Here is a 16,222-nt window from a genome sequence, read left to right on the forward strand (position 1 = left end):
GGAGTTCACGACGGTCCCACGGACGTCCGGAACGGCATCACACACTATGCGCTCGCTGTGGGGGACTTCCGACGGAACGGCAACGGTTCCGTCACGGCAAGGATCTTGAAGCAACCCGTAACCAGCTGGGCACTTCCGGGTTGTAGCGGTGTGGGGGCTGCTGCCCACGCCCGGTCCCCGCGCATCAACTCGCCTCTGGACAGCGGGAGGACAGCGAGCCGTGGCCGTGACCGAATCGGTGACCGGGGGGACATCCGGGGGAGTGCGCGCCGCGCACGAGGGGATTCTGAGGCGCCAGTCGGCGCGCGAGTCGGCAGCGCGCACCTACGCGCGCGCCCTCCCGATCGTGCCGGTCCGAGCGCGCGGGCTGACCATCGAGGGCGCCGACGGCCGGCGCTACCTCGACTGCCTCTCCGGTGCCGGAACACTCGCCCTCGGCCACAATCATCCCGTCGTCCTCGAGGCCATCCGCAAGGTCCTCGACTCGGGCGCGCCGCTCTCCGTCCTGGACCTGGCGACCCCCGTCAAGGACGCCTTCATCACCGAACTGTTCCGCACACTGCCACCCGGCCTCGCCGATCGCGCCCGCGTACAGTTCTGCGGACCGGCCGGCACCGACGCGGTCGAGGCCGCGTTCAAGCTGGTCCGAGCGGCGACCGGACGCACCGGAATCCTGGCCTTCACCGGTGCCTACCACGGGATGACCAGCGGAGCCCTGGCCGCGTCCGGCGGCGCCTGTGACGTACGGGTGGCCCGCCTCCCGTACCCCCAGGACTACCGCTGCCCCTTCGGAGTCGGCGGCCCCCGCGGCGCCGAACTCGCCGCTCGCTGGACCGAGTCCGTCCTGGACGACCCCAAGTCCGGCGTACCCCTCCCCGCCGGGATGATCCTGGAACCCGTCCAGGGCGAGGGCGGGGTGATTCCCGCCCCCGACGACTGGCTGCGGCGCATGCGGCAGATCACCGCCGACCGGTCGGTCCCGCTGATCGCGGACGAGATCCAGACCGGCGTGGGACGCACCGGCGCCTTCTGGGCCGTGGAGCACAGCGGAGTCACCCCCGATGTGATGGTCCTGTCCAAGGCCATCGGCGGCAGCCTGCCACTGGCCGTGGTGGTCTACCGGGAAGACCTCGACGTCTGGCAACCCGGCGCCCACGCCGGCACCTTCCGGGGCAACCAGCTCGCCATGGCCGCCGGCGCCGCCACCCTCGCCCATGTCCGCGAGAACGGCCTCGCGGAGCGCGCGGCCCTGCTGGGCTCCCGGTTGCTGACCCAACTTCGCGCACTCGAGCGGGAGTTTCCGTGCGTGGGGGATGTCCGGGGGCGGGGATTGATGATCGGCGTCGAACTGGTGGATCCGGACGGGGAGGATCCGGTGGGCACGGATCCGCTGAGTGTGGCTCCGCTAGGGGCGGCTCCGGTGGCGGCGGATCTCATGGGGGAGGGCGGCCCGGGCGGACTCGGGCCGGGTCCCGCGGAAGCTCCCGAGCGGACGGTCGCCGGGCTGGAATCCGCCCGTACTCCTCGTCCCGCCGCCCCCGAACTCGCCGCCGCCGTGCAGCGGGAGTGCCTGGGCCGCGGTCTGATCGTGGAAATCGGCGGACGCCACTCGAGCGTCGTACGGCTCCTCCCGCCCCTCACCATCAGCGACGAGCAGGCGGCGGCGGTACTCGACCGCCTGACCGACGCGGTGGCGGCGGTGGCCCGCGGCGCCACCGCACAGGTCGTCCCACCTCGGTCGCAACGCTGAGCCAGGCCCCTCCGGCCCCTGTGCACCGCGCCCTGACGGTCTCGCTTCGCCGTGGCGCGACTCGTCAGGCACCCGACGGTGATGCACCGGCGACGAAGTTCCCCGCACATCCGAACGCTGCAAGGAACAGTCTTGAACGCGATCCCCATCTCCACCGGCCGTTCCCACACCCCCGAGCACGACGACTCCCACGGCACCCAAGCCCCGCCCGTGCCGCCGGCCGAGCCGGTACCCCAGCAGCAGCCCCGCACATCGGAAGCCGAGCACCCACGCGGTACCGCCGCCGACCTCCTGGACCACCCCGACCCGCACACCGCCGCCCAGGCCGCCGCCGTGGAGAACCTGCTCCGCTGCTGGGTGCGGGAGACGAACCTCGCCGCTCCCGGCACCGACACCCTCCACATCCCGCTGCCCACCAGCGGCATCTCCCTGACCGCACGGGTCCACTACTGGTCCCCGACAGGCTGGCACCGCTTCGGGCTTCCGCGCGTGGCCGGCGCCCCGCAGGACGCACCGCCGCTGGACGCGGTCACGCTCGCGGCGCTGCTCACCAGGGAGACGCCCGGTGGATCGGAGGCCGCCTCCAGCGGTCCGCAAGCCGCCGTCGCCGTGAGCAACGACGGCGTTGACCTCGTGGCCCGGGTCGCCGACTCAGTACGCCGTACCGTCACCTTCATCACCGACCGGCGCGAGCGTCCTGCCGACGCCCCCGACCTCTTCCTCGGCGCCGAGCAGGCACTCCTGCTCGGCCACCCCTTCCACCCGACCCCGAAGAGCCGCGAGGGCCTGTCCGAGGGCGAGGCCCGCCTGTACTCACCGGAGGTGAGCGGTTCCTTCCCTCTGCACTGGATGGCTGTCGCCCCCTCCGCGCTCGCGGTCGACTCGGCCTGGACCGAGCGCGGCCGCCTCCTTCCCGCGGACCTGCTGACGACCCGGCTCGCCGGCCCCGGACTGCCGCTGCCCGACGGTTACGCGGCCCTGCCCCTGCACCCCTGGCAGTCACGCGAAGTCCGGCACCGGGACGAGACCACTGCCCTGCTCGACGCCGGTCTGCTCCGCGACCTCGGCCCCCACGGCTCGCCGTGGCACCCCACCTCCTCCGTGCGCACCGTTCACCGGTCCGGCGCTCCCGCGATGCTCAAGCTGTCGCTGGGCCTGCGGATCACCAACTCCCGCCGCGAGAACCTGCGCAAGGAGCTCCACCGCGGGATCGAGGTGCACCGCCTGCTGCGCGCCGGCCTGTCCAAGGCGTGGCAGGCCGTGCACCCGGGCTTCGACATCGTCCGGGACCCGGCCTGGCTGGCCGTGGACGGCCCGGACGGCCGCCCCGTGCCGGGACTGGACGTGGTCATCCGGCACAACCCGTTCGCCCCGTCCGACGACGTCTCCTGTATCGCCGGTCTGGTCTCGCCCCGGCCCTGCACTGCCACTGCCTCCGCCGATCGCCCCATGGCGGGAGGGTTGCCGCACGCCGGATCCCGTCTCGCCCACGTCGTCACGAGGCTCGCCGAGAGGACCGGCCGGCCCCGGGGAGCCGTTGCCGCGGAGTGGTTCCTGCGCTATCTGGAACACGTCGTGCGCCCCGTGCTGTGGCTGGACGGCGAGGCTGGAATCGCCCTGGAGGCACATCAGCAGAACACCCTGCTCCTGCTGGACGGCGACGGCTGGCCCGCGGGCGGCCGCTACCGCGACAACCAGGGCTACTACTTCCGTGAGTCCCGGCGCGCCGAACTCGACGCCCGACTGCCCGGCATCGGCGAGCACAGCGACACCTTCGTCTCCGACGAGGTCACCGACGAGCGCTTCGCGTACTACCTCGCCATCAACAATGTGCTCGGCCTGATCGGCGCGTTCGGCTCCCAGCGCCTCGTCGACGAGCGGCTGCTGCTCGCCGCCTTCCGCCGCTTCCTCACCGATGTCGCCTCAGGACCCGCCCCGCTACGGACCTCCCTGCCTGCCCGGTTGCTGGACTCACCGGTGCTGCGCTGCAAGGCCAATCTGCTGACGCGGCTGCACGGCCTCGACGAGCTGGTCGGCCCGGTCGACACCCAGTCCGTCTATGTCACCGTCGCCAACCCCCTGCACTGCTGAACCCACACGACCCACCTCGTCTTCTGAGAGGAGCCGCCGTGTCTCCCACCGACGCGAGCGCCGATGCCTTCCCTGTCCCTGTTCACCCCGGTTGCTCCGGTCTCGGCTCGGACAGCGAGGACACGCTGGACCTGCGCCTGCCCGACGACTTTCTCGCCGTCATCGCCGGAGAGGCGGCGGAGAGTCCCGCCCCGGGCGCGGAAAGGGTTGTGCCGGCCGAGGAGGACAGGCTTGTGCCGGCCGAGGACCGGTTCGCGTCCTTCGACAACGACCTGCTGGACCGCGTCGGCGACTGGGGCCCGTTCGCCACACCGATGGGTCCGTTCCAGCTGGTCCCCGTGCAGCTCGAACGCGACCTTCCGCTCATCAGCCGCTGGATGAACGACCCCGCGGTCGCCGCGTTCTGGGAGCTCGCCGGTTCCCGCGCCCAGACCGAGGATCATGTGCGGGCGCAGCTCAACGGTGACGGGCGAAGCGTCCCGTGCGTCGGCGTGCTGGACGGCACCCCGATGAGCTACTGGGAGATCTACCGGGCGGACCTGGACCCGCTGGCCCGTCACTATCCGGCCCGCCCGCACGACACCGGTGTCCACCTCCTCATCGGCGGCGTCGCCGACCGTGGGCGGGGACTGGGGTCCGCCCTGCTCAGAGCCGTGGCCGACCTGGTGCTCGATCGACGCTCAGCTTGTGCGCGTGTCGTTGCGGAGCCCGATCTCCGCAACGCCCCGTCGGTGGCCGCGTTCCTGAATGCCGGGTTCCGGTTCGCCGGCGAGGTCGACCTGCCCGCCAAGAGGGCCGCCCTCATGATCCGGGACAGGTCTCTGCGCGATCTGATGTAGCGCCGAGGGAGGACGACGCCTCTTCCCGTCTCATCCCTCGCTCCGCCTCATCCCTCGCTCCGTCTCACCCGCCACCCCGTCTCACCCCTCTCTCCCCGTCCGCCCGAGGAGTCCCGGCCGTGCTCCGACCCCCGGTCCCGTCCCCGGTCCCACCCCAGGTCCCACCGTTGATCACCCGTTTGTCAGTGCCGGGCCGTAGGGTGGTCGGGCTATGACGAAGCCCTCACTCCCCGAACTCCTGCATGCCGCCGTCACAGCCGTCGGCGGTACGGAGCGCCCCGGCCAGGTCACCATGGCCGAAGCGGTCGCCGAGGCGATCGACGACGGATCCCACCTGCTGGTCCAGGCCGGCACCGGCACGGGAAAGTCGCTCGGCTATCTGGTGCCCGCCCTCGCGCACGGGGAGCGCGTCGTCGTGGCGACAGCCACCCTCGCCCTGCAGCGCCAGCTCGTGGAGCGCGACCTGCCGCGCACCGTCGACGCACTGCACCCGCAGCTGCGCCGCCGCCCGGAGTTCGCGATGCTCAAGGGCCGGTCGAACTACCTGTGCCTGCACCGGCTCCACGAGGGCGTGCCGCAGGACGAGGAGGAGGGCCTCTTCGACCAGTTCGAGGCGGCCGCGCCCACCAGCAAGCTGGGTCAGGACCTGCTGCGTCTGCGGGACTGGGCGGACGAGACCGAGAGCGGTGACCGCGACGACCTCACGCCCGGAGTCTCCGACCGGGCCTGGGCCCAGGTGTCCGTGTCCTCCCGTGAGTGCCTGGGCGCCTCGAAGTGCGCGTACGGCGCCGAGTGCTTCGCCGAGATGGCCCGCGAGCGAGCCAAGCTGGCGGAGGTCGTCGTCACCAACCACGCCCTGCTCGCGATCGACGCCATCGAGGGCGCCCCGGTCCTGCCGCAGCACGAGGTGCTGATCGTGGACGAGGCCCATGAGCTGGTCTCGCGCGTCACCGGTGTCGCGACGGGCGAGCTCACGCCGGGGCAGGTCAACCGTGCGGTGCGCCGCGCGGCGAAGCTGGTCAACGAGAAGGCCGCCGACCAGCTCCAGACCGCCGCCGAGGGCTTCGAGCGGCTGATGGAGCTGGCTCTTCCGGGCCGCCTGGAGGAGATCCCGGAGGATCTCGGCTACGCCCTGATGGCGCTCCGGGATGCCGCCCGCACCGTGATCTCCGCGATCGGCACAACCCGCGACAAGTCCGTTCAGGACGAGGACGCGGTCCGCAAGCAGGCGCTGGCCTCGGTGGAGACGGTGCACGACGTGGCGGAGCGCGTCGTGAACGGCTCGGAGTGGGACGTCGTCTGGTACGAACGGCACGACCGCTTCGGTGCCTCGCTGCGTGTCGCCCCGATGTCCGTCTCCGGTCTCCTCCGGGAGAAGCTCTTCGCTGACCGTTCCGTCGTTCTCACCTCGGCGACGCTCAAGCTCGGCGGTGACTTCAACGGAGTGGGCGCCTCCCTCGGGCTCGCCCCCGAGGGCACGGAGGGCGAGGACCTCCCCCAGTGGAAGGGCATCGACGTGGGCTCGCCCTTCGACTACCGCAAGCAGGGGATTCTTTACGTCGCCAAGCATCTGTCGCGCCCGGCGCGCGACGGCGACCGTGCCGACATGCTCGACGAGCTGACCGAGCTCATCCAGGCGGCCGGCGGCCGCACGCTCGGTCTGTTCTCCTCGATGCGCGCCGCTCAGCTCGCCGCCGAGGAACTGCGCTCGCGGATTCCCGAGTTCCCGATTCTGCTCCAGGGCGAGGAGACTCTCGGTGAACTGATCAAGAACTTCGCCGCGGACCCGAAGACCTGCCTCTTCGGCACGCTGTCGCTGTGGCAGGGCGTTGACGTCCCAGGGCCCAGCTGCCAGCTGGTCGTCATGGACAAGATCCCGTTCCCGCGCCCCGACGACCCACTGATGAGCGCCCGCCAGAAGGCGGTGGAGGACGCCGGCGGCAACGGCTTCATGGCGGTGGCCGCGACTCACGCGGCGCTTCTGATGGCGCAGGGCGCGGGGCGTCTCGTCCGGGCGTCAGGGGACCGTGGTGTGGTCGCCGTGCTCGACCAGCGGCTGGCCACCGCGCGGTACGGCGGCTATCTCAAGACGTCACTGCCCGACTTCTGGTTCACCACGGACCGTAACCAGGTCCGGAAGTCGCTGGCCGCCATCGACGCGGCGGCAAGGCAGCGGGAAGCGGAGTGATCGCTGGGTAGCCTGTCGATCGCCGGGTAGCCTGTCCCGGCGCCGGGACAGGCTACCCAGCGATACCAATCGGGCCGGGAGCCGGGCCGGGGCAAAACAGGGCCCCGGAACCGGCGCAGGGGTTCCGGGGCCCGGTCAGGGGACGAGCCTGTCGTGCTCGCCCGCCGCAGCCGTCACACGCGGCGCAGCACCGCGACGACCTTGCCCAGGATGGTCGCGTCGTCGCCGGGGATCGGCTCGTAGGCCGAGTTGTGCGGGAGGAGCCAGACATGGCCGTCCTCGCGCTTGAAGCGCTTGACAGTGGCCTCGCCGTCCAGCATCGCGGCCACGATGTCGCCGTTCTCGGCAACCGGCTGACGGCGCACGGTGACCCAGTCGCCGTCGCAGATCGCGGCCTCGATCATGGAGTCACCGACGACCTTGAGGACGAACAGCTCGCCGTCACCCACGAGCTGCCGGGGCAGGGGGAACACGTCCTCGACCGATTCCTCGGCGAGGATCGGACCGCCGGCGGCGATTCGGCCGACCAGCGGGACGTACGACGCGGCGGGCTTGCCCGCGGTGTCCGTCGGCTGCACCGTCACCGCCTGGTCGGAGCCGCGCACCTCGTACGCGCGCGGGCGGTGCGGGTCGCGGCGCAGGAAGCCCTTGCGCTCCAGTGCCATCAGCTGGTGCGCGACCGAGGAGGTGCTGGATAGGCCGACGGCCTGGCCGATCTCCCGCATGGACGGCGGGTAGCCGCGCCGCTGCACGGAATCCCTGATGACTTCGATCACCCGGCGCTGCCGGTCGGTGAGCCCCGAGCTGTCCGCCCGGATGCCTGGAGGTCGGCCCGGCAGTGAGCGCTTGTGCGCCTCGGGATTCGTGGCTTCATTCATCGCATGCACCGGGTCCAGTCGGCCCTGGGAGCGGTCCTGGGCAGTGATGGTGGCACTGTCTGCGGTGGTGGTCACGTCAGCCCCTCTCGATGGTCTCCCTGCTGGACAACGGTAGTTGCTTTCGAAAGGTTGCGCCAAACACACGTTCGAGTGAAAAACCGCGATTCACCTGACGCGATCATGTGTCTGGGTGTATGGCTAACGCGGCACCTGGCGGACAAAAGGGCCCATTGTTGTACTCTTCACCGCCGGGGTGATGACCTCGTGGGTTGTTTCCCAAGTCTGCCATCCGGAACCCGGTCAACCGGGACTCCGGTCCCCTTCCGTGCCGGAGTCCTACATGACCTCCGTGCGGCGCCCACCGTATCTCCGTGAGTGTCGCAGCGGTACGCAGGCGCACGTGTGTGTTCCGTAGCAGCCGACCTGGCGTGTCGTGCGGATACGCGCGCGTGCGACACGCGAGTACGGTCGATGTATCAGCCAAGCCCCCACATCTAGTGGTTGGATTGCAACAGCAGCCCACAAGTTGTGGTCCCCCGGGTCTTCGGTGTCTCTGAGATCGCCTATGCTTGGGGCTGCTTCGTGGGGCCCAAGAGGTCTCCCGGGGCTGTTCAGTCTGCTGTGAGGAGGGTTGGAGATCATGCACTGCCCCTTCTGCAGGCACCCCGACAGCCGTGTGGTCGACAGTCGTACGACCGACGACGGCACGTCGATCCGCAGGCGCCGCCAGTGTCCTGACTGCTCCCGTCGTTTCACGACCGTGGAGACGTGCTCGCTCATGGTGGTCAAGCGGTCCGGAGTCACGGAGCCTTTCAGTCGTACCAAGGTCATCAACGGTGTGCGCAAGGCATGCCAGGGGCGGCCTGTCACCGAGGACGCACTCGCCCAGCTCGGCCAGCGGGTCGAGGAGGCGGTGCGGGCCACCGGAAGCGCCGAGCTGACCACCCATGACGTGGGTCTGGCCATACTCGGCCCGTTGCAGGAGCTCGACCTCGTCGCCTATCTGCGATTCGCCTCCGTCTACCGGGCGTTCGACTCGCTGGAGGACTTCGAGGCAGCCATCGCGGAGCTCAGGGAAACGAAGCGAGGCCCCGCCGTGGACGACGAAGACACGGGAGCGGGGAGCCAGGAAGACGACCGCGGGACCGGAGGGACCGGCCAGGTTCCGGTGCCCGCCCACTCCGCCGACTGACCGGCGGACCGGAGCCGGGCGGAGGCCCCGGATCCGGCTGGACGGCGGCGATCGAAGACCTGTTGCGGGCGGCAGCGTGAGGGTGCCCGCAACACATGACAGAACACCGTGTCACGGGAACATCGTGGCACTTCAGGGCGTTTTAGCCCGTACAGGGAGGCGGCATGACAGAGACGGCGAGCGGTCCGGCACGAGGTTCCCGAGCCAAGGGGGCCAAGGCCACCAAGGGGCTGCGTATCGAGCGCATCCACACCACCCCCGGCGTGCACCCGTACGACGAGGTGGCCTGGGAGCGCCGTGACGTCGTCATGACCAACTGGCGCGACGGCTCGGTCAACTTCGAGCAGCGTGGCGTCGAGTTCCCCGACTTCTGGTCGGTGAACGCGGTCAACATCGTCACCAGCAAGTACTTCCGTGGTGCCGTCGGCACCCCGCAGCGCGAGGTCAGCCTCAAGCAGCTGATCGACCGCATCGTGAAGACGTACCGGAAGGCCGGCGAGGACTACAAGTACTTCGCCTCGCCCGCCGACGCCGAGATCTTCGAGCACGAGCTGGCGTACGCCCTCCTGCACCAGATCTTCAGCTTCAACAGCCCCGTGTGGTTCAACGTGGGCACCCCGCAGCCCCAGCAGGTCTCCGCCTGCTTCATCCTGTCCGTCGACGACTCCATGGAGTCGATCCTCGACTGGTACAAGGAAGAGGGCATGATCTTCAAGGGCGGCTCCGGTGCCGGCCTGAACCTCTCCCGTATCCGCTCCTCCAAGGAGCTGCTCTCCTCCGGCGGCAACGCCTCCGGTCCCGTCTCCTTCATGCGCGGCGCCGACGCCTCCGCAGGAACGATCAAGTCGGGCGGCGCCACCCGCCGCGCCGCCAAGATGGTCATCCTCGACGTCGACCACCCCGACATCGAGGACTTCATCGAGACCAAGGTCAAGGAGGAGGAGAAGATCCGCGCCCTGCGTGACGCGGGCTTCGACATGGACCTGGGCGGCGACGACATCACGTCCGTCCAGTACCAGAACGCCAACAACTCGGTCCGTGTGAACGACGAGTTCATGAAGGCGGTCGAGCGGGGCGGCAAGTTCGGCCTCCGCGCGCGGATGACCGGCGAGGTCATCGAAGAGGTCGACGCCAAGGCCCTGTTCCGCAAGATGGCCGAGGCCGCCTGGGCCTGCGCCGACCCGGGCATCCAGTACGACGACACGATCAACCACTGGCACACGTGCCCGGAGTCCGGCCGTATCAACGGTTCGAACCCGTGCAGCGAGTACATGCACCTGGACAACACGTCCTGCAACCTCGCCTCGCTGAACCTGATGAAGTTCCTGAAGGACGACGGCAAGGGCAACCAGTCCTTCGACGTCGAGCGCTTCGCCAAGGTCGTCGAGCTCGTCATCACCGCGATGGACATCTCCATCTGCTTCGCGGACTTCCCGACCCAGAAGATCGGCGAGAACACCCGCGCGTTCCGCCAGCTCGGCATCGGCTACGCCAACCTCGGCGCACTGCTGATGGCGACCGGCCACGCGTACGACTCCGACGGCGGCCGCGCCCTCGCCGGTGCCATCACCTCCCTGATGACCGGCACGTCCTACCGCCGTTCCGCCGAACTCGCCGCGGTCGTCGGCGCGTACGACGGCTATGCCCGCAACGCGGACGCCCACAAGCGCGTCATGAAGCAGCACGCCGACGCCAACGAGAAGGCCGTCCGCATGGACGACCTGGACACGCCGATCTGGGCCGCCGCCACGGAGGCCTGGCAGGACGTCGTCCGCCTCGGTGAGCAGAACGGTTTCCGTAACTCCCAGGCGTCCGTCATCGCCCCGACCGGCACCATCGGTCTCGCGATGTCCTGCGACACCACCGGCCTCGAGCCCGACCTTGCCCTGGTCAAGTTCAAGAAGCTGGTCGGCGGCGGCTCGATGCAGATCGTCAACGGCACCGTTCCGCAGGCCCTGCGCCGCCTGGGCTACCAGGAGGAGCAGATCGAGGCGATCGTCGCCCACATCGCCGATCACGGCAATGTGATCGACGCCCCGGGCCTCAAGCCCGAGCACTACGAGGTCTTCGACTGCGCCATGGGCGAGCGCGCCATCTCCGCGATGGGCCACGTCCGCATGATGGCCGCGATCCAGCCGTGGATCTCCGGCGCCCTCTCCAAGACGGTCAACATGCCGGAGACGGCGACCGTCGAAGAGGTCGAGGAGATCTACTTCGAGGCCTGGAAGATGGGCGTCAAGGCGCTCGCCATCTACCGCGACAACTGCAAGGTCGGTCAGCCGCTCTCCGCCAAGACCAAGGAGAAGGAGAAGGCCGAGATCACGGAGAAGGCCGAGGCGGCCATCCGCGAGACGGTCGAGAAGGTCGTCGAGTACCGCCCGGTCCGCAAGCGCCTCCCGAAGGGTCGTCCCGGCATCACCACGTCCTTCACCGTCGGTGGCGCCGAGGGCTACATGACCGCCAACTCCTACCCGGACGACGGTCTCGGCGAGGTCTTCCTGAAGATGTCCAAGCAGGGCTCGACCCTCGCGGGCATGATGGACGCCTTCTCCATCGCGGTGTCCGTCGGCCTCCAGTACGGCGTGCCCCTGGAGACGTACGTCTCGAAGTTCACGAACATGCGCTTCGAACCGGCCGGCATGACGGACGACCCGGACGTGCGGATGGCGCAGTCGATCGTCGACTACATCTTCCGCCGCCTCGCGCTGGACTTCCTGCCGTTCGAGACTCGCTCCGCGCTCGGCATCCACTCCGCCGAGGAGCGCCAGCGTCACCTGGAGACTGGTTCCTACGAGCAGGCCGACGACGAGGTCGACGTCGAGGGCCTGGCCCAGTCGGCGCCGCGCCAGACGGACCTCAAGGCCGTCGCCACGCCGAAGGCCGAGTCCGGCGCGGCCCAGCCCGCCCCGAAGCAGGCCCACACCAGCGCGGAACTGGTGGAGATGCAACTGGGCATCCAGGCGGACGCCCCGCTCTGCTTCTCCTGCGGCACGAAGATGCAGAGGGCCGGCTCCTGCTACATCTGCGAGGGCTGCGGCTCGACGAGCGGCTGCAGCTGACGCCGACGGCAAGCCCTTGAGGTGAGGGGCGCCGGCCATGGGCCGGCGCCCCTTTTCCGTGCCCGCGCGCCCCGACGGGACCGTAGCCTTCGCTCATGACCACACCGCAGAGGTACGACGGTGACATCCGGGAACTGTCCGGGCGGGCCCGTGCCGTGGCTCTCGAAGCGCTCGTCGCGGACCTGCGCTCCCCGGATCCCGCCGTGCGCGACGACGGGGCCTATCTCGCCGTAGTGCGCTGGACACCGGCTCTCGACAGGACCGAGCGGCACGACCTCGGCGACGCAATGGCCCGGCATTTCACCGATCCGGCCGTCCAGGCACGTGCCTTCGCGCCGCTGGTCCTGGCCCGGATCGTCGAGGCGGGCGACTGGCGGCAGGAGTGGTGGCGCGCCTTCACCGCGTGGTATCCGGCCGAAACGGATCTGCGCGGCCATGACCCGGCACTCGGCTGGGTGCACGCCGCCGCCCACGGAGCCGACCTGCTGGCGGCGCTTGCCCGGCTCCCCGGACAGGACCCACTGCCACTCGCCGAGTCCGCCGTCGCCCGGCTGCTGGCCCCCACGGACCACCTCTTCGACGCGCAGGAGGACGACCGCATCGCCTACGCGCTCGCCCGGGTCCTGTGCCGTCAGGACCTGACCGAAGCCGAGTCGGCGCAGTGGCTGACGCCCGTGGCGGAGGCCTTCCGGACGGGCGAGCCCGGACCGGTCCCCGCCTGGGCCTCCAACACCATGCGCACGCTGCGCATGCTCTACGTTCTGGCCCACCGCGGTGTCGGCGGGCGCAACACGGACGAGGCGCCGCGCATGCTCACCCATCGGGAAACGGTCATCGAGGCACTGGCGCGGACGCTCGCGATCGTCGCCCCCTGCATGGGGTGACCCCCAGCACGGGGTGACCCTCAGGACTGATGGGCCCGGCCCATGTGCCGGGTGAAGCTCGCGGGGTCGTCGTCGAAGCCGTGTATGCCGGGCTGAAAGTTCCACCCGCCGGACTCGTCGCGCACGAACTCCGCGACCGTGGCCGCCGTCGCCCCGAGCACGGAACCGAAGTCGTCCTCGGCCAGGACGTTGTAGCCCTCCCGAATACGCACTGACGGATTCCGGACATTGACGAAGGTCCGTTCCATCGTGCGCTGCTGGATGACGATGCCGACCACCACGCGCGTGTACCGGGTGTCGAGCCGGTCGAGTTCGAGCGTCATGACCTCGTCCCAGCCGAAGCCCTTGCCGTCCTTGCTGTCCCGGTTGAGAAATATCGTGCCGTCGGGCGAGCGGCTGTCGAAGTGCACCAGGTACGCCGGTGCACCGTAAAGGTCGTTCGCCGCGTACGGAGCGGCGATGATGTCCAGATCGGTGGGCGACTGCCCCGCCGGACTCGGGTCCCACTTCAGTGCTACCTCGACCTTGCGGAGCCCCTTGTTGAAGCCGTTCACCAGGCGTCCCCTTCCCCCTCGCGGCCTCCTGCCCCAACTCCTGGGCAGCCGAGGCACGTTGTCCATCGTGCCATGCGCGCGGGGGAGTGTGCGCGGGTGATCTCTGCCCGAGCGTGACCGACGCCACGCACTATGGCCTTACGATGGCGCGGTGCTGGTCAAGTGGATTCGCTGCACCGTGGTGGACCGCCGCGGCTTCGAGCGGGGGCAGCGAAAGTGGGCGGGGCTTCCGGGGGAGCCGGGGTTTCGGGGACAGGGCGGTGGCTGGAGCCGGCAGCGGCCGGGGGTGGCGCACATCTTCGCCTTCTGGGAGAGCCGTGCCTTCTACGACTCCTTCATGGCCCGATCCCATGACCGGCTGGCGGCTTCCCAGTCCGGCACGTTCAAGGACGCGCAGGTCAAACTCTTCGAGTACCGGTTCGACGTGAAGACCGGCTTCGAACCGCGGTTCACGGACTCCGACCTGATCCGTGTCGCCCTCTGTCGTGTCCACGAGGAGCGCGTCGAACACTTCACACTGATGCAGGAGAAGGTGTGGAACCCCGCGATGGCCGGCTCACCCGGCATGATCCGGGGGATGTTCGCCGAGGCCCCGGAGCACGAGTTCCTCGTCCTGTCGATGTGGCGGTCGGCCGCGGAGCACGGTAAGTACCGCACCGAACGGGTGGAGCGCCTCGCTCTGCGGGCCCAGACGGAGGCGGACATCGCATCGCTGACCGGCGACATCGTGGAGCTGGAACCGTCCTGGACGGTTTGAAAGCCGAACGCGTAAAAAGTGTGCCTCTGTGTGGCTCCTGGTGCGGGATTCGTGTGACGTACGCCGTATGGAGCCCGTACGAGTGCTCGATCGGGCGTCGGCCGATCTAGGGTTTTGGCATGGCACGACCACGGCGCATCGTCCTTGTCCGGCACGGCGAGTCAACGGGCAATGTTGATGACTCCGTGTACGAGCGTGAACCCGACCACGCTCTGGCACTCACCGAGCGGGGCTGGCGGCAGGCGGAGGAGACCGGCAAGCGGATCAGGGAGATCTTCGGGCGGGAGCGGGTGAGCGTGTACGTCTCCCCGTACCGCCGTACCCACGAGACCTTCCGCGCGTTCCACCTCGACCCCGAGCTCATACGGGTGCGCGAGGAACCCCGGCTGCGCGAGCAGGACTGGGGAAATTGGCAGGACCGAGACGACGTACGCCTGCAGAAGGCCTACCGGGACGCGTACGGGCACTTCTTCTTCCGCTTCCCCCAGGGCGAGTCCGGCGCCGATGTGTACGACCGGGTCGGCGGCTTCCTGGAGAGCCTGTTCCGCAGCTTCGAGGACCCCGACCATCCGCCGAACGTGCTGCTGGTGACCCATGGTCTGGCCATGCGGCTGTTCTGCATGCGCTGGTTCCACTGGACGGTCGCCGAATTCGAGTCGCTCTCGAACCCGGGGAACGCCGAGATGCGGATGCTCGTTCTCGGGGACGACGGCAAGTACACACTGGACCGGCCCTTCGAGCGCTGGCGGGACCCGGTGCCGCACTGGGTCACCGGATAGAGTGGCAGGGCGATGACCGCTGACTCCTCTTCCTTCGGGCGCCTGGACCGCGCCATGGCCAGCCTGCGCGGACTCGCGGTGGGGGACGCGCTGGGCTCGCAGTTCTTCGTTCCGGCGAACTACCCACTGCTGAAGCGCCGCGAGCTGCCGCCCGGCTCCTGGCAGTGGACGGACGACACGGAAATGGCCTGTTCCGTGGTCGCCGTCCTCGCCGCCCACCACCGCATCGACCAGGACGCGCTGGCCCTCTCCTTCGCCGAGCACCACGACTTCGACCGGGGCTACGGCCCCGCGGTCAACAGACTGCTGCGCCTCGTACGGGAGGGCGGCGACTGGCGTGAGCTGGCCGCCGGCCTGTTCAAGGGGCAGGGGTCCTGGGGCAACGGGGCCGCCATGCGGATCGCACCGCTGGGCGCCTGGTACGCGGACGACCCGGAGCAGGCGACCCACCAGGCCGAGATCTCGGCGTACCCCACGCACCAGCACCGTGAGGCCGTCGTCGGTGCCATGGCCGTCGCCGCGGCGGCCGCGCTGGCTGCCGCCCCCGGTGGTCCGCCCACCCCTGAGGCACTCCTCGACGGGGTCGTCGCCCTGGTGCCGAAGAGCGCCGTCGGCGCGGGCCTGCGGCGCGCCCGGGACATGCTCGACTACGGCGACGCCGGCACCGTCGCGGCCGTCCTGGGCTGCGGACGGCGTACGAGCGCCCATGACACGGTCCCCTTCGCCCTCTGGTCGGCCGCACGGGCCCTCGGCGACTACGAGACGGCCTTCTGGACCACCTCACAGGTCGGCGGGGACGTGGACACCACCTGCGCCATCGTGGGCGGCGTACTCGCGTCCGGCAAGGCGGGGACACCACCCGCCGAGTGGGTGGAGCGTACGGAGACGCTGCCGGAGTGGATGGCCGAGTCCGCCTGATGCGCGTGGGGCCGAGCTGACCCCGGCGGGGGAGCCGCCTCCCGAAACTCTCTGTGTTCGCCGGGAACTCTGTGTGATGGCCGGGCGTTGTCCTGGCATCTGCCGTGTGGCGTGTGGATGCGCACGGGCGGGGGGTTCAGCGGGGGGCAGGGGGTGTTGTGGTGTCGTTCGTGCTGGTGCTGGTGCTGGTGCTGGTGCTGGTGCTGGTGCTGGTGGGCGTGCCGGTGTTTCTCTTGGCCTTGTTGGCCGTAGTGCGGAGGGCCGGACCGTCGCCCTCGCCATCTGTCCCCCGGGCGCGGTCCGGCCTTCCGCGGTCGTGCGCGGACCCGGTCG

General features: G+C 69.9%; 12 protein-coding genes. 10 read left to right on the top strand and 2 right to left on the bottom strand.

Features of this window, described 5'->3' with window-relative positions:
- The first annotated feature begins 220 nt into the window (after nucleotides 1-220).
- The 4 genes from Q8A52_RS33750 to Q8A52_RS33765 all read left to right on the top strand — a co-directional run bounded on the left by Q8A52_RS33750 (nucleotide 221) and on the right by Q8A52_RS33765 (nucleotide 6,868).
- Nucleotides 221-1,750 (top strand): diaminobutyrate--2-oxoglutarate transaminase family protein, encoded by a 1,530-nt coding sequence (locus Q8A52_RS33750; RefSeq protein ID WP_316758406.1) that lies wholly within the window; start codon nucleotides 221-223, stop codon nucleotides 1,748-1,750.
- A 132-nt stretch (nucleotides 1,751-1,882) separates the two neighbouring features.
- The gene (locus Q8A52_RS33755) at nucleotides 1,883-3,841 is read left to right on the top strand and encodes an IucA/IucC family protein (protein WP_408649300.1); all 1,959 of its coding nucleotides are present in this window, start codon (nucleotides 1,883-1,885) and stop codon (nucleotides 3,839-3,841) included.
- Between the two features lie 38 nt (nucleotides 3,842-3,879).
- Nucleotides 3,880-4,680 carry a GNAT family N-acetyltransferase gene (locus Q8A52_RS33760; RefSeq protein ID WP_408649301.1) on the top strand — a complete coding sequence of 267 codons (801 nt, stop codon included), beginning with the start codon at nucleotides 3,880-3,882 and terminating at the stop codon, nucleotides 4,678-4,680.
- 211 nt (nucleotides 4,681-4,891) lie between these two features.
- Nucleotides 4,892-6,868, top strand: coding sequence for an ATP-dependent DNA helicase (locus Q8A52_RS33765; RefSeq protein WP_316758408.1), 1,977 nt, complete (start codon nucleotides 4,892-4,894; stop codon nucleotides 6,866-6,868).
- A 173-nt stretch (nucleotides 6,869-7,041) separates the two neighbouring features.
- Here the strand turns inward: Q8A52_RS33765 and lexA are convergent, their stop codons facing one another.
- A complete protein-coding gene (lexA, locus tag Q8A52_RS33770; RefSeq protein WP_263213418.1) occupies nucleotides 7,042-7,821 on the bottom strand; it encodes a transcriptional repressor LexA in 780 nt (259 codons plus the stop codon).
- Nucleotides 7,822-8,386: 565 nt separating this feature from the next.
- Between lexA and nrdR the strand changes: the two genes are divergently transcribed.
- The 3 genes from nrdR (at nucleotide 8,387) to Q8A52_RS33785 (ending at nucleotide 12,881) form a co-directional block, all read left to right on the top strand.
- Entirely contained in the window at nucleotides 8,387-8,938 is a 552-nt protein-coding gene (gene nrdR, locus Q8A52_RS33775; RefSeq protein WP_316758412.1) for a transcriptional regulator NrdR, read from the top strand.
- A gap of 164 nt (nucleotides 8,939-9,102) precedes the next feature.
- On the top strand, nucleotides 9,103-11,997 hold the full coding sequence (locus tag Q8A52_RS33780) for a vitamin B12-dependent ribonucleotide reductase (protein WP_316758414.1): 2,895 nt from the start codon (nucleotides 9,103-9,105) through the stop codon (nucleotides 11,995-11,997).
- A gap of 95 nt (nucleotides 11,998-12,092) precedes the next feature.
- Entirely contained in the window at nucleotides 12,093-12,881 is a 789-nt protein-coding gene (locus Q8A52_RS33785; protein ID WP_316758416.1) for a DUF2785 domain-containing protein, read from the top strand.
- A 20-nt stretch (nucleotides 12,882-12,901) separates the two neighbouring features.
- On the opposite strand, the gene Q8A52_RS33790 is transcribed toward Q8A52_RS33785, so the two are convergent.
- Entirely contained in the window at nucleotides 12,902-13,435 is a 534-nt protein-coding gene (locus tag Q8A52_RS33790) for a TerD family protein (protein ID WP_332845902.1), read from the bottom strand.
- 151 nt (nucleotides 13,436-13,586) lie between these two features.
- Here Q8A52_RS33790 and Q8A52_RS33795 point away from each other — a divergent pair, with 151 nt between their 5' ends.
- From Q8A52_RS33795 to Q8A52_RS33805, 3 genes are all read left to right on the top strand, one after another.
- Complete coding sequence (locus Q8A52_RS33795; RefSeq protein ID WP_316758419.1) at nucleotides 13,587-14,192, top strand: YdbC family protein; 606 nt, start codon at nucleotides 13,587-13,589, stop codon at nucleotides 14,190-14,192.
- Between the two features lie 119 nt (nucleotides 14,193-14,311).
- Nucleotides 14,312-14,971: a histidine phosphatase family protein gene (locus Q8A52_RS33800; protein ID WP_316758421.1), complete on the top strand. Its 660-nt coding sequence runs from the start codon at nucleotides 14,312-14,314 to the stop codon at nucleotides 14,969-14,971.
- A gap of 12 nt (nucleotides 14,972-14,983) precedes the next feature.
- A complete protein-coding gene (locus tag Q8A52_RS33805; protein WP_316758423.1) occupies nucleotides 14,984-15,889 on the top strand; it encodes an ADP-ribosylglycohydrolase family protein in 906 nt (301 codons plus the stop codon).
- Nucleotides 15,890-16,222: the final 333 nt, after the last annotated feature.

It is taken from the genome of Streptomyces herbicida, assembly GCF_032656585.1.
Taxonomy (GTDB): domain Bacteria; phylum Actinomycetota; class Actinomycetes; order Streptomycetales; family Streptomycetaceae; genus Streptomyces; species Streptomyces herbicida.

Excerpts from the sequence above, each read along its gene's own strand:
- Q8A52_RS33765 (WP_316758408.1), top strand. The coding sequence starts at position 4,892 with ATGACGAAGCCCTCACTCCCCGAACTCCTGCATGCCGCCGTCACAGCC.
- nrdR (WP_316758412.1), top strand. The coding sequence starts at position 8,387 with ATGCACTGCCCCTTCTGCAGGCACCCCGACAGCCGTGTGGTCGACAGT.
- Q8A52_RS33780 (WP_316758414.1), top strand. The coding sequence starts at position 9,103 with ATGACAGAGACGGCGAGCGGTCCGGCACGAGGTTCCCGAGCCAAGGGG.
- Q8A52_RS33785 (WP_316758416.1), top strand. The coding sequence starts at position 12,093 with ATGACCACACCGCAGAGGTACGACGGTGACATCCGGGAACTGTCCGGG.
- Q8A52_RS33800 (WP_316758421.1), top strand. The coding sequence starts at position 14,312 with ATGGCACGACCACGGCGCATCGTCCTTGTCCGGCACGGCGAGTCAACG.
- Q8A52_RS33805 (WP_316758423.1), top strand. The coding sequence starts at position 14,984 with ATGACCGCTGACTCCTCTTCCTTCGGGCGCCTGGACCGCGCCATGGCC.